Source organism: Megasphaera sp. UPII 135-E, assembly GCF_000221545.1.
In the GTDB taxonomy this organism is placed as follows: Bacteria; Bacillota; Negativicutes; order Veillonellales; family Megasphaeraceae; genus Megasphaera; species Megasphaera hutchinsoni.
This window is the reverse complement of record NZ_AFUG01000004.1, coordinates 43,658-65,909: the sequence shown is the minus strand read 5'-3', so window position 1 is coordinate 65,909 and position 22,252 is coordinate 43,658. Positions and strand designations below refer to the sequence as shown.

General features: G+C 39.9%; 26 protein-coding genes. 24 read left to right on the top strand and 2 right to left on the bottom strand.

The features are described 5' to 3' along the window. Nucleotides 1–8: 8 nt before the first annotated feature. The 24 genes from HMPREF1040_RS00505 (at nucleotide 9) to HMPREF1040_RS00390 (ending at nucleotide 20,846) form a co-directional block, all read left to right on the top strand. Nucleotides 9–1,898 (top strand): TonB-dependent siderophore receptor, encoded by a 1,890-nt coding sequence (locus HMPREF1040_RS00505; RefSeq protein WP_007391909.1) that lies wholly within the window; start codon nucleotides 9–11, stop codon nucleotides 1,896–1,898. 16 nt (nucleotides 1,899–1,914) lie between these two features. Then, complete coding sequence (locus HMPREF1040_RS00500; protein WP_007391954.1) at nucleotides 1,915–2,892, top strand: ABC transporter substrate-binding protein; 978 nt, start codon at nucleotides 1,915–1,917, stop codon at nucleotides 2,890–2,892. Then, nucleotides 2,876–3,886, top strand: a complete 1,011-nt coding sequence (locus HMPREF1040_RS00495; protein ID WP_007391926.1) for an iron ABC transporter permease — start codon at nucleotides 2,876–2,878, stop codon at nucleotides 3,884–3,886. The genes HMPREF1040_RS00500 and HMPREF1040_RS00495 overlap by 17 nt, the downstream gene beginning before the upstream one ends. After that, nucleotides 3,887–4,669 carry an ABC transporter ATP-binding protein gene (locus tag HMPREF1040_RS00490; RefSeq protein ID WP_007391946.1) on the top strand — a complete coding sequence of 261 codons (783 nt, stop codon included), beginning with the start codon at nucleotides 3,887–3,889 and terminating at the stop codon, nucleotides 4,667–4,669. It begins immediately after the preceding gene. Between the two features lie 9 nt (nucleotides 4,670–4,678). Further along, the gene (gene cbiD / locus HMPREF1040_RS00485) at nucleotides 4,679–5,815 is read left to right on the top strand and encodes a cobalt-precorrin-5B (C(1))-methyltransferase CbiD (protein ID WP_007391912.1); all 1,137 of its coding nucleotides are present in this window, start codon (nucleotides 4,679–4,681) and stop codon (nucleotides 5,813–5,815) included. Further along, a complete protein-coding gene (cobM, locus tag HMPREF1040_RS00480) occupies nucleotides 5,808–6,608 on the top strand; it encodes a precorrin-4 C(11)-methyltransferase (RefSeq protein WP_007391930.1) in 801 nt (266 codons plus the stop codon). Before cbiD ends, cobM begins: the two co-directional genes overlap by 8 nt. Beyond that, the gene (locus HMPREF1040_RS00475; RefSeq protein ID WP_007391899.1) at nucleotides 6,601–7,668 is read left to right on the top strand and encodes a cobalt-precorrin 5A hydrolase; all 1,068 of its coding nucleotides are present in this window, start codon (nucleotides 6,601–6,603) and stop codon (nucleotides 7,666–7,668) included. The genes cobM and HMPREF1040_RS00475 overlap by 8 nt, the downstream gene beginning before the upstream one ends. After that, nucleotides 7,656–8,387, top strand: coding sequence for a precorrin-3B C(17)-methyltransferase (gene cobJ / locus HMPREF1040_RS00470; RefSeq protein ID WP_007391929.1), 732 nt, complete (start codon nucleotides 7,656–7,658; stop codon nucleotides 8,385–8,387). Before HMPREF1040_RS00475 ends, cobJ begins: the two co-directional genes overlap by 13 nt. Before the next feature lie 10 nt (nucleotides 8,388–8,397). Next, entirely contained in the window at nucleotides 8,398–9,162 is a 765-nt protein-coding gene (cobK, locus tag HMPREF1040_RS00465; RefSeq protein ID WP_007391944.1) for a precorrin-6A reductase, read from the top strand. After that, nucleotides 9,159–10,379 (top strand): bifunctional cobalt-precorrin-7 (C(5))-methyltransferase/cobalt-precorrin-6B (C(15))-methyltransferase, encoded by a 1,221-nt coding sequence (locus HMPREF1040_RS00460; RefSeq protein ID WP_007391933.1) that lies wholly within the window; start codon nucleotides 9,159–9,161, stop codon nucleotides 10,377–10,379. The genes cobK and HMPREF1040_RS00460 overlap by 4 nt, the downstream gene beginning before the upstream one ends. Beyond that, nucleotides 10,366–11,745 carry a cobyrinate a,c-diamide synthase gene (locus HMPREF1040_RS00455; protein WP_007391919.1) on the top strand — a complete coding sequence of 460 codons (1,380 nt, stop codon included), beginning with the start codon at nucleotides 10,366–10,368 and terminating at the stop codon, nucleotides 11,743–11,745. The genes HMPREF1040_RS00460 and HMPREF1040_RS00455 overlap by 14 nt, the downstream gene beginning before the upstream one ends. A gap of 3 nt (nucleotides 11,746–11,748) precedes the next feature. Beyond that, on the top strand, nucleotides 11,749–12,384 hold the full coding sequence (locus HMPREF1040_RS00450; RefSeq protein WP_007391891.1) for a precorrin-8X methylmutase: 636 nt from the start codon (nucleotides 11,749–11,751) through the stop codon (nucleotides 12,382–12,384). A gap of 74 nt (nucleotides 12,385–12,458) precedes the next feature. Continuing rightward, the gene (gene ylxM, locus HMPREF1040_RS00445) at nucleotides 12,459–12,785 is read left to right on the top strand and encodes a YlxM family DNA-binding protein (protein WP_007391903.1); all 327 of its coding nucleotides are present in this window, start codon (nucleotides 12,459–12,461) and stop codon (nucleotides 12,783–12,785) included. 10 nt (nucleotides 12,786–12,795) lie between these two features. Then, nucleotides 12,796–14,151, top strand: a complete 1,356-nt coding sequence (gene ffh, locus HMPREF1040_RS00440) for a signal recognition particle protein (RefSeq protein ID WP_007391928.1) — start codon at nucleotides 12,796–12,798, stop codon at nucleotides 14,149–14,151. Between the two features lie 33 nt (nucleotides 14,152–14,184). After that, nucleotides 14,185–14,454: a 30S ribosomal protein S16 gene (gene rpsP / locus HMPREF1040_RS00435; RefSeq protein WP_007391911.1), complete on the top strand. Its 270-nt coding sequence runs from the start codon at nucleotides 14,185–14,187 to the stop codon at nucleotides 14,452–14,454. 13 nt (nucleotides 14,455–14,467) lie between these two features. Next, nucleotides 14,468–14,695: a KH domain-containing protein gene (locus HMPREF1040_RS00430; protein WP_007391943.1), complete on the top strand. Its 228-nt coding sequence runs from the start codon at nucleotides 14,468–14,470 to the stop codon at nucleotides 14,693–14,695. Nucleotides 14,696–14,703: 8 nt separating this feature from the next. After that, nucleotides 14,704–15,111: a YlqD family protein gene (locus HMPREF1040_RS00425; protein ID WP_007391934.1), complete on the top strand. Its 408-nt coding sequence runs from the start codon at nucleotides 14,704–14,706 to the stop codon at nucleotides 15,109–15,111. 6 nt (nucleotides 15,112–15,117) lie between these two features. Continuing rightward, nucleotides 15,118–15,621, top strand: a complete 504-nt coding sequence (gene rimM, locus HMPREF1040_RS00420; protein WP_007391925.1) for a ribosome maturation factor RimM — start codon at nucleotides 15,118–15,120, stop codon at nucleotides 15,619–15,621. Further along, complete coding sequence (gene trmD / locus HMPREF1040_RS00415) at nucleotides 15,618–16,352, top strand: tRNA (guanosine(37)-N1)-methyltransferase TrmD (RefSeq protein ID WP_007391942.1); 735 nt, start codon at nucleotides 15,618–15,620, stop codon at nucleotides 16,350–16,352. Before rimM ends, trmD begins: the two co-directional genes overlap by 4 nt. Then, nucleotides 16,352–16,924, top strand: a complete 573-nt coding sequence (locus HMPREF1040_RS00410; RefSeq protein WP_007391961.1) for an RNA methyltransferase — start codon at nucleotides 16,352–16,354, stop codon at nucleotides 16,922–16,924. Before trmD ends, HMPREF1040_RS00410 begins: the two co-directional genes overlap by 1 nt. Before the next feature lie 15 nt (nucleotides 16,925–16,939). After that, entirely contained in the window at nucleotides 16,940–17,668 is a 729-nt protein-coding gene (locus HMPREF1040_RS00405; protein WP_007391904.1) for a YebC/PmpR family DNA-binding transcriptional regulator, read from the top strand. 111 nt (nucleotides 17,669–17,779) lie between these two features. Beyond that, nucleotides 17,780–18,034: a chorismate mutase gene (locus tag HMPREF1040_RS00400; protein WP_007391896.1), complete on the top strand. Its 255-nt coding sequence runs from the start codon at nucleotides 17,780–17,782 to the stop codon at nucleotides 18,032–18,034. 14 nt (nucleotides 18,035–18,048) lie between these two features. Further along, a complete protein-coding gene (locus tag HMPREF1040_RS00395) occupies nucleotides 18,049–20,193 on the top strand; it encodes an ATP-dependent RecD-like DNA helicase (protein WP_007391959.1) in 2,145 nt (714 codons plus the stop codon). Next, nucleotides 20,187–20,846 carry a ComF family protein gene (locus HMPREF1040_RS00390; RefSeq protein ID WP_141557772.1) on the top strand — a complete coding sequence of 220 codons (660 nt, stop codon included), beginning with the start codon at nucleotides 20,187–20,189 and terminating at the stop codon, nucleotides 20,844–20,846. The genes HMPREF1040_RS00395 and HMPREF1040_RS00390 overlap by 7 nt, the downstream gene beginning before the upstream one ends. An 85-nt stretch (nucleotides 20,847–20,931) precedes the next feature. On the opposite strand, the gene HMPREF1040_RS00385 is transcribed toward HMPREF1040_RS00390, so the two are convergent. Next, complete coding sequence (locus HMPREF1040_RS00385) at nucleotides 20,932–21,537, bottom strand: HD-GYP domain-containing protein (protein ID WP_007391914.1); 606 nt, start codon at nucleotides 21,535–21,537, stop codon at nucleotides 20,932–20,934. A gap of 33 nt (nucleotides 21,538–21,570) precedes the next feature. Beyond that, nucleotides 21,571–22,065: an S-adenosylmethionine decarboxylase family protein gene (locus HMPREF1040_RS00380; RefSeq protein ID WP_007391897.1), complete on the bottom strand. Its 495-nt coding sequence runs from the start codon at nucleotides 22,063–22,065 to the stop codon at nucleotides 21,571–21,573. Between the last annotated feature and the right edge of the window lie 187 nt (nucleotides 22,066–22,252).

Sequence of the window (22,252 nt, the reverse complement as noted above, 5' to 3'; positions counted from 1 at the left end):
GTTTTGTTATGAAAGAAATATATGCACTGGGGGTAATCGTTGCTTTAACTACTGTTTGCACAGTGGTGCAGGGGCAAGGTGAATTTGAATTACCTGAACAGACAACGTGGATGGAGATGAATCGTCATTTTTACGAAGAGAAAGAACAACCATTTTGTAAGACCATTATTACGGCAGAACAAATACAACAGCGACATTATACAACGGTTAAAGAAGCGGTTGCAGCTATTCCGGGTGTAACTGTATCGGAGCAGATGCATGGTGGTGATACGTATGCTCGTTTGCAAGGTACGGATCGAGTGGTTGTGCTCGTTGATGGACAAAATATAGGTAATACAGGGCAGGCTGCTTATGGAAGAGGAACGGTTGATTTATCTTTAGTGCCGGATATTGCTCAAATTGAACGGATTGAAGTTATGCAAGGGGTGTTATCCGTACGTTATGGAAGTGGTGCTGTGGGTGGTGTAATTCATATTATTACGAAAAAAGGGGCACAACGAGAACAGCGGTTAGATGTATTTGGTGGTACGGGCGATCAATGGGGAAGGCGGATTGCCTTTGGTGGCGAGTATCAAGCACTATCGTGGTATGTGACGGGGAGTCGCACACAACGGTCGTATTATCCGATTCGTTCGCATGGAATATATGCAACGGAACGGGTATATAGTGATTATATGAAAGATAATATAGCTGTGCGGATACGACGATGCCTAACGGATCAAACTTCATTAGATATGCAAGCTCAATATACTCAGTTTGATGGACATGGTACGACGGTCATCCGTACGAAACAACCGTATACGTTTATGCATAAAGAACGCAAACGGAAACAATATCGTGTACAACTCGCTTATCAGTATGATACATATACGATGCATCCAGGTTATGTACAATATTATCAGCAAGTGAATAAGGCGGCAGGAGAAACGCAATTTTCTACGCGTACACAAGGTGTCAGGGGGGAAAAGGTTTTTTGTATTACGGCACAGCATAAGATTACCTTAGGTGGTGAATGGCGTTGGGAAGAAGCGATACATGAAACGGCAAATATTCATCATAAACGTCGTACGCAACGAGCTTTTTTTTTGGAAGATGAGTGGAAGCAGGGAAAGTGGACTTTGCTGACCGGGGTGCGAGGAGATGATAATTCTTATTTTGGTTTTTATCCTACCGCACGAGTTAGTGTATTATATGATACGCAAAAAAGATTTAGTGGGTATGCTTCGTGGGGACGTGTTTTTTCTGTTCCTAAAATGAATGATTTGTTTTATACGAAAAAGGTACGTCGACAAATACAGCAACATGGAAAAACAAAATGGGTTGAAAAATGGGTAAAAGGGGATCCTTCCTTGCGTCCTGAAAATGGGTATACCGCAACGTTGGGTATGACGTACCGTTTATCGCCTCAGGCTTCATTACAGGCACAAGTATTTCGTAATGAAATACATCAAGCCATTCGCTGGAACCATGGTTTAGGTCGGGTGGAACAATTGGATACGGAAGCCGTTACGGGTGGAACTCTATCCTTTTTCCGTCAAGTAAACTCACATTGGCAGTATTCGTTGGGGTATGGATATACGGATTATCGCATATATACGAAAAAGGGGATCGATCATAAACGCACGTATAATCGGCCGCATGGGTATGTAGGGGAAATAACTTATACGGCAGGAAAATGGAGAGGCAACCTTTCTTTTGATGGCGGTGCAGGGCGAGATACGACGGATTATAATACGGGGGCCTTTGTACAATGGAATGGAAATGTTCAATATGCAGCGAATGATTCACTGTTATGGTATGTAGAAGTTCGCAACATAAACAATGCAGGGTATGATTTATTTCATCAATATCCCGTTGCGGGCAGACAATGGTTAGTGGGTATGCATTGTTCGTGGTAAAGGGGATAAACGTACAATGAAGAAAATAGTATATATTGGTTTTATTGTGGTAGTACTTATGACACTTGTATTAGGGGGATGTAGAAATGCCGCATCTATTTCTAGGCCTAGAACGAATGCAAAACCGTATGCTGTTGTTACGGATGATTTGCGGCGGACAATTACACTGTATCAAAAGCCTAAACGTGTCGTAGTATTAACGGCTTCGCTCCTTACTTTTTGTGATGTATTTCAAGCACCAGTAGTGGGGCGGACGACGATTCGTTCCACTCAAGTTAAGGTTCCACGGGCATATCAACAGGCGGTAGAACTGGGACCCGTATACCAAATTAGCATGGAAAAAGTCATATCGTTGCAACCAGATTTGATTATTTTAGGTAGTCGTACACAAAAAAAGTTAATCCGTCCGTATGAAGAAAAAGGGATTCCTGTTATTGCACTTCAAGGAAAGACGTTCCAGGATGAAAAAAATGCGTTACAAGTATTGGGGATGGTTTTTGGACAGTCTCAACAGGCAACACAGATATGTAAGCAATTAGATGATGATGTCGCAAAGATTCGCATGAAGATACCGAAAAAAAAGAAAAAAATTGCTATCTTACATGTCACTCCAAGTGCAGTTACGGTCGAATTATCGCAAAGTATTGCTGGCAATATGGCAGAATTGTTATATGCTGAAAATGTAGCGGTGCAACATGAAAAAAAAAGGGGTGATGTAGAGAAAGTCCCATATAGTTTAGAAGTTCTTTTGGAAGAAGATCCTGATGTGATTTTATTTACTCCTATGGGATCACCCGAAAAAATTGAAAAGAGATTGCAGCAAGAATTAAAAGGAAAGGCAGCTTGGAATCATTTGCGAGCCGTTCAGAGAAATAAGGTGTATGTTTTACCTGAACAGTATTTTTTAGTTAGCCCAGGCTTAGCGTATGGCAAAGCTATGGCGTATATGGCTTCACTTATTTATGGAGTAAAAGAGGATGAGTTCTATCAATAAACCAATATTACGTCAACACAATCGCATATGGGCAAGTATTATTTTAGTTGTCTTGGGCATAGTTTTCATTACTTCTTTTGTTCTTTCTATTATGTATGGGGCAGCAGACGTATCTATTACGCGCGTTATTCATATTTTATGGGCACCCACAACAGGTGTGACTGATACTATTATTTGGGATGTACGCTTGCCGAGAGGTATTGCTGGTGTGCTTGTAGGTACAGATTTAGCTTTAGCTGGATTGTTATTGCAAGGTATTTTGCGTAATCCTTTGGCAGATCCGCATATTATGGGCATTTCGTCTGGCGCGGGGTTAATGGGAGTGGTTGTTTTAATCTTGTGTCCAGCGTTGACTTACCTTATAACGCCTGTCGCCTTTATAGGTGCTATGCTGGCGGCAGTGTGGGTATATGGATTAGCATGGAAAAATGGTATTCGTCCAGTGCGGGTTATTTTAGCAGGCGTGGCCGTAGCTTCATTATTAGGATCAATTATTTCGGGGATTCTTATTTTTTATAGCGATCGTGTCCATGGCGCATTGATGTGGATGGCTGGTGGACTTGGTAATGTCGGTTGGGAGTCGGTCGTTTTATTGTGGCCTTATACGCTGGTTGGCATTATTCTTACGATGGTTAGTTCGTATTATTTGAATTTATTGCAGTTGGGAGATGATATGGCACGTGGATTAGGGTTACCAGTTGAACGAACACGATTTTTATTAACGGCATTAGCATCGTTGTTAGCTGCTAGTGCTGTGAGTGTGGTCGGGTTATTAGGGTTCGTTGGTTTAATTGTTCCGCATATGGCAAGACTTTTATTGGGGGGCGATTATCGACTGATGGTACCGGGAACGATTCTTTTAGGGTCGTCGTTAGTATTATTTAGTGATACGGTTGCACGAGTTATGTTTGCACCAGTGGAAATTCCTGTGGGATTAATTACGGCTATATTGGGAACCCCATTTTTTCTCTTTTTGTTGCGTAAGGAGATGTAAGTGAAAGCGATTATAGAAGTAGATAATATTGATGTTTATCGTCAAAAACGGCATGTGTTACGGCATCTTTCTTTTACGGTTGCACCAGGAGAAATAGTAGCTGTAATTGGACCAAATGGTTGTGGTAAAAGTACGTTGTTACAAACGGTGGGACGGCTATTGCCATATAGTAAGGGAAATATTTATTTGTATGAACAAGTGCTACGACAATATACACGTAAAGAATTGGCACGGCATATAGCTATTTTACCGCAATTTCATGAACTTCCAGATATGATGACTTGTCGTGAATTAGTGCGATTAGGTAGGTTTCCATATCATCGTTTTTTACGGGGACTTACTTCGTATGATGAAACATGGGTTACGGACTCATTGAAAGCAGTTCAGATGGAAAAGATGGATAATGTGTTGGTTCGCACTCTATCGGGGGGGGAACAGCAACGCATATGGTTGGCTGTTTTATTAGCACAACAAGCACCGATTTTGTTATTAGATGAACCAACAACGTATTTAGATATGTATCATCAAATACATATGATGAATGTATTACGTCAAGCTTGTATAGAACGAGGTCTTACGATTATCTTAGTGTTACATGATATGAATCAGGTGTTGCAATTTGCTTCTCGTGTACTGGCTTTAAAAGAGGGGGTAATAGTGGCGGATGGAACGCCGCAGGAGGTGATTACACCTGCGTTGATGCGAGATATTTTTGGTATACGGGGAGAACGTATGGCTACTGGGGATCATTCATTTGCTTGGATTGGAAAAGATATTTTTTAGGAGAATAGTATGAATTTATTTACCGTCAAAGAGGGAAAACAGTTACGTTGCGGATATACGACAGGTAGTTGTGCAGCTGGTGCAGTGCGAGCGGCAGCAACGATGTTACTTACGGGGGAAGCGGTTGAATTAGTGCGATTGCTTGTGCCGTCTGGAGATGTTTTGGCCTTATCGGTTGAACATATTTTGCGTACGAATGACCGTGTGTCTTGTGCAATCTGCAAAGATAGTGGGGATGATCCCGATGCAACAGATGGAATATACGTATATGCTACTGTACAGAAGAGCGATACTTATGTCTTAACGGGGGGAGAAGGTATAGGTAAGATAACTAAACCAGGCTTATCTTGTGCTGTGGGAGAATGGGCCATTAATCCGATACCGCGTCAGATGATTGAACGGGCATTAACTGATGTGGCGGAGCAGTATGGTTATAATGGTCAGTTTGCCGTACAATTATCAATTCCTGGTGGCGAAGAAATAGCGAAAAAGACATTTAATCCTCGGTTGGGTGTGCAAGGGGGGTTATCCATTTTAGGTACGACGGGAATTGTAGAGCCGATGAGTGAAAAGGCACTTATTCATACGATACATATGGAAATGGACAGCCAATACGCTGCAGGAATTCGACATTTATTAGCTTTTTTTGGTAATTATGGAGTGTCATTTAGTCAAGCTCAATGGGGTCTTGATACGACTAAGCGGATCACGTGTAGTAATTATGTTGGTGAAATGTTGGATTATGCTGTATATAAAGAATTTTCTGATGTGTTGTTAATTGGTCATATTGGGAAGGTTGTGAAATTAGCTCAAGGAATTATGAATACACATTCTCGATATGGTGATGGACGGATGTCTTTTTTAGCGTTAGCCGCATTGTTAGGTGGTGCTACGTCACAGGTAGGACAAGCCATCTATGATTGTGTGACAACGGATGGGGCGTTGGAGATTTTAGCTAAGCAAGGACTGTTGAAACGGGTTATGTCATTTATGTGTAAAAAAATAGAATTTTATGTGCAATATAGAGTACAGGAAAAAATGCCCGTAGGGGTTATCGCTTTTTCACAAGAATGGGGCGTACTGGGTATGACTAAACAGGCAAAAGCGATATTAGCGGTACATGAAAGGCGGAAACAAGATGAGTAGTACGGGTGACAAGATGGGGCAAGTTTATTTTGTAGGAGCTGGTCCAGGAGCAGTTGATTTAATTACGGTGCGTGGAAAAAATTTGCTCGAAAAGGCGGATTGTGTCATTTATGCAGGCTCTTTGGTAAATCCAGAAATATTATCATATGTTCCTTCTGTTTGTCGTATATATAATAGTGCTATAATGACATTAGAAGAAGTACTGGCGGTTATGTGTAGGGAGTATAAAAAGGGAAGTCGAGTTATTCGTTTGCATACAGGTGACCCGTCTGTATATGGAGCTATTCGTGAACAAATGGATGCGTTGAGAAAGGCCGGCATTCCTTTTTCTATTGTACCAGGGGTAAGTTCTTTTTGTGCAGCTGCTGCGGCGGCACAGCTTGAATATACACTTCCCGGTGTAAGTCAGTCTGTTATTATTACACGGATGCAAGGTCGTACGCCTGTGCCAGATAAACAGCAGATACAGGATTATGTGGAACATGGAGCTACATTAGTTATTTTTTTGAGTAGTCATATGTTACGGGAATTACAATCCGTGTTATTGAAAAGTGGAATGGCTGCTGATATGCCTGCGATGATTGTGTATAAGGCATCTTGGCCAGAGGAAAAAGTGTTGTCGTGTACCGTGCAGACCCTAGCGGATACAGGAGAAAAAGAAGAAATTCATCATACGGCATTGATTGTTATTGGTAGGGTGTTATTGGATGGATATGAGCGTAGTTTATTGTATCATCCGAATTTTAGTCATCATTTTAGAAAGGGAAAAAAGGGCGAAAAAGATTATGACTAAAGGAGATGCTATTTTTTTAATTTCGGTTTCTTCCCGGGGACGAGACACGAGTATTCAATTAGCACAGGCTTTACAAGGGAAGCATCAGGATATACGCTTGTATACATTAGCGGCATATAAGATTGAGGGCGTGGCAGAAATTAAGGGTGACGTGAGTACCTTTGTTAAGTCGATTTTTTATCAGGCGAAGGCGATCATTTTTTGCTGTGCTATGGGAATTGTTGTGCGTAGTATTGCACCTTACTTAAAAGGTAAAGATGTTGATCCAGCAGTGTTATGTATGGATGAAAAAGGAGCGTTTGTCATTCCTGTTATTTCGGGTCATTTAGGCGGGGCGAATAGTTTAGCTAGACAAGTGGCACGCTTAATTAAGGGAAAAGCGATTATTACGACGGCAACGGATATCAATCATGAATTTGCTATTGATGAGTGGAGTGTACAACAACATTGTTTATTAGAACCATTAGCCATGATAAAACGGTTTTCTGCTACTTTATTAGAAAAAGGGTGTGTGGGCATAAATAGTGAATTTCCTGTAGAAAAACCATTGCCACAAGGATTGTCGTGGGAAGCAGAGGACATTGGCATGGTAGTTACGGCACGTATGAATTATCGACCGTTTAAGAAAAATTTGTTGGTTCATCCGCAGGTATTACATGTAGGAATCGGGTGTCGTGCTGGTATATCGAAGCAACAGATTGATAGTGCTTTTTTTGCGGTTGTTGATAAATTTCATTTATCGACAGGTTCCGTTAAAGCACTTCATACGATTGATATTAAGAAGGACGAAGTAGGTTTGTCTGAGTTTGCTAGTTCTTGGCATTGGCCAATTTATTATCATAGTGCAGAGATGTTAAAAAAAGTTAAAGGGAGCAAGTCATCGTCTTCTTTTGTCACGCAAACAGTAGGCGTAGATAATGTTTGTGAAAGAGCAGCACTATGTGGTATAGAGGGAAAACTTATTGTGGAAAAGCAAAAACATGAAAGCGTTACCATTGCTATTGTACAAGAAGATTATATGGTATTATGGTCAAAAGAGGAGAGTATATGCAGAAAATAGTATATGTAGTGGGCATTGGACCTGGTGATTCCAGGATGATGACAAGAGAGGCTTGGGATATATTAACACAGTGTGAGTATATTGTAGGGTATACGACATATGTAGCATTAATTCGTTCGCTTTTTCCGCAAGCTACTTTTGTTACGATGGGAATGAAAAAAGAAAAAGAGCGTTGTCGAGAGGCACTTCGTTTAGCTGAATTGGGACATAAAGTTGCTCTTATTTCAAGTGGTGATGCCGGGGTTTATGGCATGGCGGGGATTATCCGTGAATTAGGCGTGGATTATCCTCATGTCACCATTCAAGGTGTGCCAGGGGTGACTGTTGCTTTATCAGGAGCGGCGTTGTTAGGAGCACCGTTAGTTCATGACACGTGTTTTATCTCTTTAAGTGATGCCTTAACATCATGGGAAATCATTGAAAAGCGGCTGAAGTATGCGGCAATGGGTGATTTTGTTATTGTATTGTATAATCCGGCAAGTAAACGTAGACCGGATTATGTTCAACGGGCTTATCACCTCATTGCTCCTTATAGGCAACAGATAACACCTATAGGAATAGTGCAGCAAGTAGGACGCATAGGGGAAAAAGCATGGATAGCGACATTAAAAGAGATGGAAACACTGGCAGTAGATATGTTTACGACTATTTTTATTGGTAATAGTCAAACTAAAGTTATCGAGGGTAAGATGGTAACACCTCGTGGATACTCTTTGTAGGAGGTATAAGATGGCAGTATGGGTTGTAGGGGGGACAACGGAAGGTAGAAAGATCGCTTGTTGGTTAGCGGAGCAACATATTTCCGTGATACTTACAGTAGCAACGGGTTATGGTGCTGCCGTTTTACCTTCATTATCGTATCTTACGGTGGTTGTTGGTCGCTTAGCGGTAGCTGAAATGGATGCTTTTTTAGCACAATATCAGCCAGTTTTGGTGATTGATGCAACACATCCATATGCCCGTGAAGTGACGATTAATGTACAGCAAGCATGCCAAAGAGGAGGATATGATTATATCCGTGTTGTTCGACCTAAAAGTAAATCGGGGGATTGGCTTACGGTAGATTCTGCTACAGAAGCGGTAGAAGTATTAAGTCATACGCAGGGAAATATATTTTTGACTACCGGTAGTAAAGACCTGGAGTTTTTTGCACGTTTGCCTGATTATAAGGAACGGATTTTTTTACGCATTTTACCGTCACGTCTATCATTGGACAAGGCGTTGACTTTAGGGTTTCCTCCTAGTCGAATTATTTGTATGCAAGGACCGTTTTCTCAAGCGTTAAATCAGTTGATGTTTCAGGAGTGCAAAGCTATGTATGTTGTCACTAAAGATTCAGGTATTACTGGCGGTTTTCCAGAAAAGGTAAGGGCTGCAAAGGAAGCAGGAAGCTTGCTGATGGTATTAAAACGAACGGAAGAAGACGGTATTTTGTATAGGGAGATCGTAGACAAAGTTCAACGCTATTTTCCCCATATAGGAGGGCCAGTATGAGTATTTTTATTGTTGGTATGGGTATGGGAAATCCTGAATTATTGACACAAGAAGCAGTGTCAATAATTAAACAAAGCACGACTGTTATTGGAGCAGAACGATTAGTTCGTATGGTCGATACGACAGAGAAAAAAGTTTATATCTCGACACGAGCGAGTGATATTTATGATTATGTAAAAACACTCGTAGACGAAGTGGTAGTTATTTTGGTATCGGGGGATGTAGGCTTTTACAGTTTAGCTTCTTTGTTGACCAAGTTTCCAAAGCATGCGGTACGTCGTATTTGTGGTATTAGCAGTTTGGTTTATTTTGCGTCATTATTGCAAATTCCTTGGCAAGATGTGTTTACTGTAAGTAGGCATGGGCGTCAAGCGGATATTATATCTGCTGTTATGGCCCACCCAAAGGTCTTTTGCTTGACAGGTGGATCGCAGACCGTATCCTCTATTTGTCAAGAGTTATGTAGACATGGATTAGGTGCAGTGAAGGTATATGCAGGTGAAAATTTATCCTATACAACGGAACGATTAATGGAAGGACAGGCAGAGGAATTATGCAGTTGTCCCTTTGGTGATCCTTCGGTGTTACTAATTTCTCATACGCCGGCATGTATACCCTCATTTCCTCGATATGGATTAGATGATTCTCTTTTTTTACGAAGTCATGTGCCGATGACGAAACAGGAGGTTCGGGCCGTTGCTTTGGCTAAGTTGGGAGTTACGATGGGAGCGACCGTATTTGATATTGGTTCGGGAACAGGAGCTTGTACGGTGGAATTAGCAAGGCAAGCGTTGGCAGGACATGTTTATGCGATAGAAAGTGATCCAGAAGCACAGGCGTTGACTCGTGAAAATATAATGCGATTTGGTTTAACTAATGTGACTGTTGTAGAAGGGATGGCTCCGTTTGCTTTTTCATCTATACAGGCTATACCAGATTATATTTTTATTGGTGGAACAAAGGGGTATATGCGAGATATTTTAGATAGTATATATGAAAAAAATAAGCAGTGTCAGGTAGTTATTACGGCGATTACATTAGAAACGGTACAGCATGTGTTGTCGTATTATGAAGAAAGAAATGAATATAGTGTAGATATTACGCAAATACAAGCTTCGCGTTCTCGGTTAATTGCAAAAGCTCATATGATGATTGGACACAATCCTGTATACATTATGCGGGCAATATATAAGGAGGTCAGTCATGGTGACTTGTAATGTGCCTCGCTTGATGGTAACGGGGACACATAGTGGCTGTGGTAAAACTACGGTTATGTGTGCGTTATTAGCTGCTTTAAAAGCACGTGGTCATAGTGTAGTTGCATATAAGAGCGGACCTGATTATATTGATCCCTTATTTCATAAGACGGTATTACATGTGCCGTCTTATAATTTAGATCTATTTTTGTTAGGACGAGGTATCATTGGTAAACAACGAGCAATGTATTTATTTGCGACACATGCTCAGCAATCAGATATTGCTATTTGTGAAGGGGTTATGGGTTTTTTTGATGGAGTAGGGACATCGCGTGAAGCTTCTTCATATGAAGTGGCAGATACGCTGCAGTTACCGACGATTTTAGTGGTAGATGGAAAGCATGCATCTGCTTCGTTAGGAGCGGTAATTCAGGGATTTTTGCAAGGTCCGAATAAGAGTCATATTGTAGGTTTTATCGTAAATCGGTGTAAGCCTATGGTTTATATGTATTTTAAAGAACAGTGGGAATCTTGTACGGGTATACGGGCCTTAGGATATTTGCCTGATATAGAAGAATGTCGTATAGAAAGTAGACATTTAGGTCTAGTCACACCTCATGATATGTTTCAATTGCAGGAAAAGATACAGCGATTACGCCAGCAAGCGGAGCAGACATTAGCCTTAGATGATGTAGTTGGTCTGGCACGCACAGCGAGAACGTTACATTATCCTTCTTTTACGTATACTACTAGTGCTGCTGTGCGTATTGGGGTGGCACAAGATGAGGCTTTTTGTTTTTACTATGCCGATAGTTTAGCATTATTGCAACAATTAGGGGCGACATTAGTACCTTTTAGTCCTCTGCGTGATTTACATTTGCCCGATTGTGATGGTATATATTTAGGTGGGGGGTATCCAGAATTATATGCGGAACAATTAGCAGATAATATAAGTATGAAACGTCGTATTCGAGTGGCACTTTTGTCGGGAATGCCTTGTTTTGCTGAATGCGGTGGATTTTTATATTTGTTATCGACATGGCAGTCGCAAGAAAAATCATATGCGTGGAGTGGTTTAATCGAGGGAACGGGTGAAATGAAATCTCGGTTAGTACGTTTTGGTTATCAAACGCTTCATTTTTTAAAGGATACCGCGTTAGGGAAAAAAGGGATGTGTTGGCCAGCACATGAATTTCATTATTCCGATACGACAAATAATGGTACGGCTTGTTTAGCTATCAAAGCTGCACGCTCAACCCATTGGTTGTTAGGACACGGAACAAAAACACTATTTGCAAGTTATGCACATTTGCATTTATGGGGAAATCCAGTAGGAGCAGCTCGGTTTATTCATAACTGTTGGCGGTATCAACAGGGGAGGTTGTAAAGTATGGATATTGAATATGTATTGCCTCAAGATATTGAAGCACGGAGTATGGAAATTATTGAAGCTGAATTAGGGGAGATTATATTACCAGAGAAAGTAGCTCCTATTGTTAAACGGGTTATTCATACGAGTGCAGATTTTGAATATGCACGTACGTTATGTTTTAGTGAAGATGCGGTGTCATCGGCTTTACAAGCATTGCAACAGGGAGCGACGATTGTTACCGATACAAATATGGGGCTTATGGGAATTAATTCGGCTGGGGTACAACAGTTGGGATGTCAAAAATATTGTTTTATGGCCGATGCAGAGGTAGCGAAAAAGGCGAAAGAAAAGGGGACGACACGGGCGATGGCAGCTATTGATAAAGCGTGTCACATAACGACTCCGCTTATTTTTGCTATTGGCAATGCACCGACCGCTTTATTGCGCTTAGAAGAGCATATCAAGTGCGGTCGTATAAAACCAGCACTGATCATCGGGGTACCCGTTGGCTTTGTGAATGTAGTGGCGGCTAAAGAAAGAATTATGCAATGCGGCGTTCCCTTTATTGTGGCGAGAGGGCGTAAGGGAGGAAGTCCGATTGCAGCGGCTATTTGTAATGCTTTAATTTATATGCTGACAAGAAAAACAAAGTGACAAGTAAAAATACTTGACACTATTTTCTTTTTTTGCTACACTTAATGAGCAATCAAAACTAGGGCGGTGAGTATATGGTAGAAGATGTGATCCGCAGAGGTAGATTATTAGATCTGTATGGTATGTTATTAACAGCAAAACAACAAAAATGCATGTGCTTGTATTATGAGCAAGATTGGTCTTTAAGTGAAATTAGTGAAGCGTTGGCAATATCTCGTCAAGGGGTATATGATTTAGTGAAACGATCTGTGCAGATATTGGAAAATTATGAATTGCATTTAGGTTTTCTAGATAAGCAAGATAAGATAAAGCGAGTAAGGGAAGAGAGCCTTGCTTTGTTACGACAAGAAAAACCGGATATCAAGAAAGTCTGTCAGCTATTAGAAGCGGTAGACTTATAAAGGAGAGCATATGGCTTTTGAGAATTTATCGGAGCGGTTTCAAGAAGCATTTAAAAAATTACGTGGCAAGGGTAAATTACAGGAAGAAGATGTTCAAGAAGTATTAAAGGCAATGCGTAGAGCATTGTTAGAAGCCGATGTTAATTTTACCGTTACGAAAGACTTTATTAATCGAATTAAAGAAAAAGCCGTAGGGGAAGAAGTTTTTGGCAGTTTAAATGCTTCTCAAACGGTTATTAAAATTGTACGAGATGAATTAACAGAATTATTAGGGGGCACACAGAGTCGAATTATGGTTGCTTCTAAGCCCCCGACAATTATTATGCTCGTTGGTTTGCAAGGGGCGGGGAAAACTACGACGGCCGCTAAATTGGCTAAGCAATTACAACGTAAGGGAAAGACGCCTTTATTAGTGGCAGCCGATGTATATAGACCCGCGGCTATTACGCAGTTACAAGTATTAGGACAGGAATTAGATATGCCTGTTTATACAGAAGAGGACTGTCAAGATCCAGTAGGCATTTCTTCTCGTGCTATTTCGTATGCTACATCTCATTTACGTGATACCGTTATTATTGATACAGCTGGGCGGCTGCACATAAATGAAATGTTGATGGATGAATTAAAGCACATTCGGGAGTCCGTACATCCGCATGAAATTTTATTGGTTGTTGATGCAATGACCGGACAAGATGCAGTAACGGCAGCATCAGCGTTTGATGAAGCATTAGGGATTGACGGTATGATTATGACAAAGTTGGATGGTGATGCTCGTGGTGGAGCGGCGTTATCTATTAAAGCCGTTACAGGGAAGCCCATTAAATTCATTGGGGTTTCTGAAAAATTAGATGGGCTAGAAGAATTCCATCCCAATCGATATGCTTCGCGAATTTTGGATTTAGGTGATGTAGAAACTATTATTGAAAAGGCGCAAGCAGCATTTGATGAAGAATCATTGGCAACGATGAAAAAAACGTTACGCAGTGGATCCTATACATTTGAAGATTTTTTGGGTCATTTGCAAACGTTGAAAAAAATGGGAAATATGAGCACTTTATTGGGACTCATCCCAGGTATTGGCAAATATAAAAAAGAGTTAGAAAAAGTTAATATGGATGGTAGCGAATTTAAACATCTTGAAGCGATTATTACTTCAATGACGATAGAAGAACGGACGAGTCCGAATCCTAAACTATTGATAAAAGATAGTCGAAAGCGACGTATTGCAAAAGGTAGCGGTACACGCGTACAAGATGTAAATAGATTATTAAAGCAGTTTGTGGAAATGCAAAAAATGATGAAACAAGCAAAAAAAATGCAAGGTGGTAAAAAAAGACCTGGATTTTTGCCGAAGTTTCCTTTTTGAATATAATTATTTTATAGAGGAGGTGAGTAAAACATGATTAAAATTCGTTTAGCCCGTTTAGGTGCTAAAAAGAAACCTGTATATCGTGTGGTTGTAGCAGATTCACGCAATGCTCGTAATAATGGGCGTCCTGTAGCTACTATTGGCACGTATGATCCCGCTAAAGATGCAGCAACTCGTTTAACGATTGATGCTGAATCAGCTTTGGCATGGCTCGGTAAAGGTGCACAACCAACGGATACGATTCGTTCTTTGTTTAAAAAAGCAGGTATTATGGCTCAATTTGAAGCATCTAAAAAATAAGTGAGGCAGACTTATGGAAGAGTTAATTGCAGGTATTGCTAAAGCATTGGTTACACAACCAGATGCAGTTACAGTTACTAAAATTCAAAAACAAGGCCTCGAAGTATATGAGCTTCATGTCGCTCCCGGTGATATGGGAAAAGTTATTGGCAAGCAAGGTAGAATTGCGAGAGCATTTCGCCTTGTTGTCAAAGCGGCAGCGGTGAAGGCGAATAAAAGGGTATCGTTAGATATCGTATAGGAGGAAGAATGGATCGAATCACATTACGTGTGCCTGTTACGGTCAAAGCCAAGGTGACACAATCTTTAAAAGAAAAAATTTTGCGCAATGTTGATCAGACATTAGCTGATATCGATCGTGAAATGCAAAATTTAGAAGAACAAGCAAAACGCATGATGGCAGAACAAGCGAAAATTGATGCACAAGGGCTTATTTCTTTACGCTCTCAAGTTGAAGAACAAAAACAACGTTTGTTAACAGCACGTGCTAAAGGTGAAAATGATCGCGATGCAGCTCAACAGCTGACAATTGGTTCAGAAATTGTACAAGGTACGACAGAACAAATGGTAGAAGTAAAAGTGGGCGATGATTTAGATGCAATGACAAGGGTAGAAGTTTTATTGGAAGATGGAAAAGTCATTGCTATTCGTCAATAGTATACGATGGCTTCTTTAGATTTATTTACCATTGGTCAAATTGTTGCCCCGCACGGTGTGCGGGGTGATGTTCGTATATATCCAGATACGGATTTTCCCGAGCGGTTTTTAAAAATGAAGTATGGATATATTGGCGGACGGCGCTATAAGGTAATGGCCGCTCGTTTTCATAAACGCGTTGTGCTAATGAAATTTGCCGGGGTTGATGATAGAAATAGTGCAGAATTGTTAGTACAGCAAGCATTACAAGTCCCACGTGAAGAGCTTATGCCGTTGCCTAAAGGTACGTATTATATATTTGATATTATTGGTGCAAGTGTATATGATACACAAAATGCTTATTTAGGAGTACTTACAGAAGTATTAAAAACAGGTAGCAATGATGTGTATGTGGTGACAGACGATGATGGTCAAGAACAATTATTTGCGGCTATTCCATCGGTTGTCAAAGAGATTGATATAGAACATAAAAAAGTGGTATTAGATCCTCCAGAATGGGTGGAAGCATGAAAATAGATATTATTTCTTTATTTCCTGATTTTATTCAAGCCTTTTATCAGCATAGTATTATTGGACGTGCAGTGGCATCTGGGGTGATAGATTTAGATGTGACTAATCCACGGCAATTTACCTATGATCGACATCGCATGGTAGATGATACCCTTTATGGTGGCGGTCAGGGCATGTTGATGAAAGCGGCACCTTTATTTACGGCAGTTGAAGTGGTACGGCGTAGTGTGGAGAAACGACGCATTATTTTTATGGGACCAACGGGATGCCCTTTTACACAGCAAAAGGCTAGGGAATTAGCTACATATGATCAGTTGATTTTGGTATGTGGTCATTATGAAGGTGTGGATTATCGTGTGGAAACAGAATTAGTTGATGAAGTTATTTCAATTGGTGATTACGTTCTCACGGGTGGTGAAATTCCAGCGATGGTAGTTACTGATGCGGTAGTACGTATGATTCCAGGTGTTTTAGGAACGCATGCTAGTGCTACAGATGATTCATTTTATACATCATTGTTAGAATGTCCACAATATACCAAACCATCTATATTTAGACAATGGGCTGTTCCAGATGTTTTATGTAATGGTGATCATAAAAAAATAGCTAGCTGGCGGCGCCAAGCTTCGTTACAGCGAACGGCTATGTTGCGACCAGATTTATTGATTCACGCTTCATTGACGCCACAAGAACGTCTATGGCTCAGTTCTGAGAAAGAGGAGATAGAGTAATGTTGTCACCTTTGTATGTTGGGTTAGTACATTATCCGGTGTATGATAAAAATTTTGATGTGATTACAACCGCTATAACGAATTATGATTTGCATGATATTTCCCGATCAGCGAAGACGTATGGCGTAAAAAAATATATTATTATTCATTATGTTCAAGGACAGGTGGATATGATTCATAAGATTATGAACTTTTGGGAAAGTCCCGTAGGTAGAGAGTATAATGGATATCGGACACAGGCTTTTGATATCGTTGATATTAAAGCAACGATACAAGAAACTGTAGATATGATTACGTGTGAAGAGGGTGTACGACCGTACGTGGTTACTACGGATGCACGTACATATGCTCAGTCTATTTCGTATAAAGACTTACGGAAGAGACGGGAAACGGATGGACGTCCCATCTTGGTGTTACTGGGAACGGGATATGGTATGACAAAAGAAGTGATGGAAGAATTTGATTTTATATTAGAACCTATTCACGGAACAGGAACATATAACCATTTATCTGTTCGTTCAGCTGCAGCTATTATTTTAGACCGCTTAGCTGGTTCTTCGTGGTGGGAATAAAGGAGGAAAGTATATATGTCCGGACATTCAAAGTGGGCTAATATTAAACGTAAAAAAGGTAAGAATGATGCGATTCGTGCAAAGATTACGACAAAAATAAGTCGTGAAATTACTATTGCTGTACGGATGGGAGGATCCGATCCCGTTGGTAATATGCGCCTTAAATTAGCATTGCAAAAAGCAAAAGAAAATAATATTCCCAAAGATAATATTAAACGGGCTATACAAAAAGGTGCAGGTGCGACAGAAGGACAAAAATATGAAGATATCGTGTATGAAGGCTATGGTCCAGCTGGTGTAGCTGTTACGGTAAATGTATTGACAGATAATCGGAATCGTGCAGCGGCTGAAGTGCGTCACGTTTTTTCAAAATATGGTAGCGGTATGGGCGAAACAGGATGTGTTGGCTGGATGTTTCATAGCAAAGGCATATTTGGCGTATCGAAAACGCAAGCGGATGAAGATACGGTTATGGAAGTGGCGTTAGATGCAGGTGCAGATGATGTTAAAACGGGAGATAATGAATTTGAAATTGTTACGGCTCCAGATGTGTTTGATGCGGTAGAACAGGCATTAGTAGAACATCAGATTGAAACAGAACATGCACAAATTACGATGGTTCCCGATACTATGATTACATTAAATGAGCAAGATGCAGAAAAAATGGAGATACTTATTGATGCATTAGAAGATTTAGATGATGTACAAGATGTGTATCACAATGGGGATTTTCCAGAAGAATAAAAAAATGAGATAGGTGAGGGTGCAGGTATGTACCTCACCTATTTTTATGTTTGTAGAAAATAGGCAATGAAAAGGTTTTAGCATATAATATAAGTATAAAAGGGGAGGCATATGAATTTATTAACATATCGAAATGAGATAGATGCGTTGGATAAACAAATTATAGCGTTGTTAGAACAGCGGTTTGCCGTGGTTGAACAGGTAGGAAAGTATAAGCAAAAAGCGGATTTAGGTGTGCAGGATCTGAAGCGAGAGCAAGCGGTATTGGAAGGGATAGCAATGGTAGTTCAGAATCGCCAGTTGGTTCAGTCTATTCAACATATATATGAGCAAATTCTTGCTGAAAGTAGGGCGTGGGAGTATTAATTTCAGGAGGATATATGAGTGAACTAAATGAGTGGGTTGGAATTGTAGAACGGATACTTTTTATATCTAAAGAAAAAGATTTTTATATTTTTGTTATGTCACAAGACGGTGGACCCCAAAAAGTTACTGTGAAGGGATCGGGGCCTGCTGTAACGGTAGGTGAACGTATACGCGTTCATGGTAAGTGGGTACAACATCACAAATATGGGCGACAAATAGCTGCTCAAGCGTGGCAAATTTTAGTATCTGATACACTTGAAGGAACGAAGCGTTTTCTTGCCTCATCGTATATACCAGGTATGGGGCCGGTATTGGCACAACGTATTGTTGATACTTTTGGCAATAAGGCTATGGATATTTTGCAGAATGAGCCGGAACGGTTACTCCAAATCGAAGGTATGGGTAAACAAAAACTGGAAAGTATACGAAAAGCTTTAGCGGATAAAGAACGGGATTATCAAGTAGCACTGGACTTAGAACAACATGGTATTTCAGGTAAGTACGCTATTCACTTGATTAATGCATATGAGTCACATGTATTAGAGGTATTAAAGACAGATGCCTATCGTTTGATACAAGATATTCAGGGTATTGGTTTTATTGTGGCTGATAAAATTGCCTTGGCCTATGGAATGGATACACATCATAAAAAAAGAATTTGTGCAGCGTTGTATTATGTGTTGGAAGGAGAAACTTACAATGGAAATGTATGTGTACCGCAAGAATTATTGATACAAGAAACGGTGAAGTTGTTACATGTAGAAGAAGCGGTAGTGGCGGATACATTAACGTCACTAGTGGAAGGTCAGTTTTTAAAAACAGAAGAATATCAACATCAGGTATATGTATATCTAATAGAAAAATATTGCGAAGAGGTAGCCGTAGCACGGCGTATTCGTGAAATGAGTAAGATCCGGGATAAGAATATGTGTGGTGTTGAATTATTCTTGAAAACGTGGCAAAAAGAATCTGATTTTACCTTGGCAAAAGAACAGCAACAAGCTGTAAAAGCATCTGTTCGTTCTCCTATATTGGTCATTACGGGGGGGCCTGGTACAGGGAAAACGACAATTATTCAAGCGGTTATTAAATTAGCAGAACAACGACAGGAACGCATTGCTTTATGTGCACCGACTGGTCGTGCAGCGAAGCGTTTACATGAGGCAACATCGCATAAGGCGGAAACTGTACATCGCTTATTAGGTGCCAATGGTAAATCTTTTGAATATGATGAAGATAATTTGCTTTCGGTAGATTTAGTTATTGTCGATGAAGTATCTATGCTTGATATGAATATGTGTTATCATTTATTTCAAGCTCTACCTGAAGGATGCCGCTGTATTTTTGTGGGAGATGCCGATCAATTACCCTCAGTTGGTGTAGGGCGTGTATTACATGATTTGATTCGGTCAGAACAAATTCCTGTAGTACGATTAAAGACGATTTTTCGGCAGAAAAATGGTGGACGTATTGTGACAAATGCACATTTAATTAATCAAGGTCAATTTCCTATTTGTAACGAAGATTCTGAGTTTACTTGGATTGAAGTTGATTCAGAAGAAGAAGGGGCAGCACAGATTACTGCTTTATATGGCGAAATCATGAAAAAAGAGGATGATTTGTTTAGCGTGCAAGTATTATCGCCTATGTATAAAAATCCTTGTGGTGTTGACAATTTAAATGCGTTGATTCAAGAAAAATATAATCCTTCGCAGCCTAATAAGAGTGAATATTGTACAGAAAAGTGGACGTTTCGTGTAGGTGATAAAGTAATGCAGCGACAAAATAATTATGATGAAGGTATCTTTAATGGCGATATGGGCACTGTTTTTTCAGTTCAAGCGGAGCGTGTTTTTGTTCGGTTTGCTGAACGGGATGTGTCGTATACGCGTAAAGATATTTCTCAAATAACACCGGCTTATGCTACGACTGTTCATAAGAGTCAAGGGAGTGAATATGGAACCGTGATTTTAGCGTTTGTAAATAGCCAGTATATTATGTTACAACGTAACTTATTTTATACGGCTGTAACACGAGCAAAAAAAAGAGTCATTTTAGTAGGCATGGAAGCAGCAATACAACGAGCAGTTGCTAACGTGAGAAATAATCAGAGGTATACTTTGTTAGCAGAACGTTTACGTGGGAAAGAATTATGGTAAATTGGCGATCTTATATTATGACGATGTTATATCCGTCCCTTTGTCCAGGTTGTGGCGCTTCGTTATTATGGGGAGAAACATGGTGTAATGCATGTCGTCGGCAATGGGGGATGGGGAGAAGAATTCAACGAACAAGTGCTATTCCACATGTTGATAGTGTTTATTGTGTAGCCTCTTATAGTGGTCCAGTGGGGCGAGGGTTAAGACGGTTAAAATATCGGCGGCATTTAGGTAATCAAAAAGCATGGCAGGAATTATTAGATTCATTTCCCTTTATTGATAGATTGTGTTTATATTCTTTTGTTATGCCAATTCCTTTAGTATGGCAACGACAAGCGGAGAGGGGATTTAATCAAAGTGAATGGTTATTTCGTCCTTGGGCAAAACGACAGGGAATTTGTTGGTTAGATGGGTTACAGCGTATTCGTAAAACACAAGAACAATATGGCCTTAAGCGAAAGGCACGTCAGGAGAATTTAAAAAGTGCATTTGCTATGAAGGGTTCTTTCATAAAGGCTATATACGGGAAAAAAATTATTTTAGTGGATGATATTTATACAACTGGTGCGACGATGGAGGCCTGTGCTAGTGTATTAAAAAAACATGGGGCTTCGACAGTGACTGGTTTAGTCGTTGCGAGTAATGCCCCGTGATAAATAGACTATGGGTAGGAAAAAATCCCCCACATATATTTCTTAAATATATGTGGGGGATTGGAATAAGTATATATAACAGTAATTAAGTTCCTAATATTTCAATAAAAGCTTTTACTACTTCTGGATCAAATAATAATCCAGAGGCACTAAATAATTCTTTAATCGCTTGTTGTTTGGTTTTTGCCCAAAATTGAGCGGCAGGATTAATGATGGTGTCATAATAATCTGCCACGGCAATAATACGGGCACCAAAAGGAATATTAGAACCGCATAAATGACGAGGAAATCCAGAACCATCCCACCGTTCATGATGTGAACGGATGTAAGGAATAATATCCTGACAACAAGGGATGTTTTCTATCATATTGCTACCAGCTACTGCGTGACGCTTGTAAAGTGATTTTTCCGTTCGATTTAAATAGGGATATTTGGATAACAATTGATTAGATAGAAATAATAAACCAATATCATGTAATAAGGCGGCATGTTTTATTTGGTCTATTTCACGTTTGGGTAAGGCTAATTTAGTAGCTATACTGACACTGTAATTAGCTACTTGTAGGCTGTGCATATATAAGCGTTGATTTTTTAATTGAATGAATTTTAACAGTTCGGCCGTAATTGTTTCCAATGAAGTTAGTTCTTCTTTGGCGATTCCAGCATACTGATTTAATGATAGCATATACATAACACAGACCCTTTCTGTAATGATGACATAAAACTATTTTCTTTTTTTGCGGTGAGATTGGTGTGGATGTCGTAACATGTGAAACATGGTTACACTTGTTTTTCGAATTTTTGATCCCGTTGTTTTCATGCGTCGAATAGGGGTTATTTTAGTCCTTCTTTTGGGCTTCATATCACGAATGATGCCAAAATCTCCACGACGAATACTGGTGGCTTTAATACTATCTGAATGGAGAAGTAACTTTAAGGATCCCATCATATGGTTGATAGATAAGTCTGTATTAAAGCTATAAATGTCGATAGCTGCATAGGATAAAATCGTATAAAAATGAATACATATGTGTGCATTTTCCGAGATAGCGATACCTACTAGATCGCCATTACAAGGATAAGATTGCCAACTTAATAAGGGTAATTGAACGACTTCCAATGCACGTTGAGCCAAAGGCTTTAAATCATCAGGAGTGGTTAAATTGACCTTACAGTTGTAAAAATCGATGATCAAATGTTTACCTAATGTGTTTTTCATAAATCCCACCCGTACTATGTTTACAACTTATTATATACTTTTTCAGCTTTTTTGTAAACGTATTTTTAGAAGCAAAGTGAAGTCTTGATAAAAGATAAAAAAGGCTAGCACACAAAAAAAAGATACGCAAAAAATAAGCATATATTTTACGTAGTAGGATAGAATAAATCCGCTTAAAATACAGAAA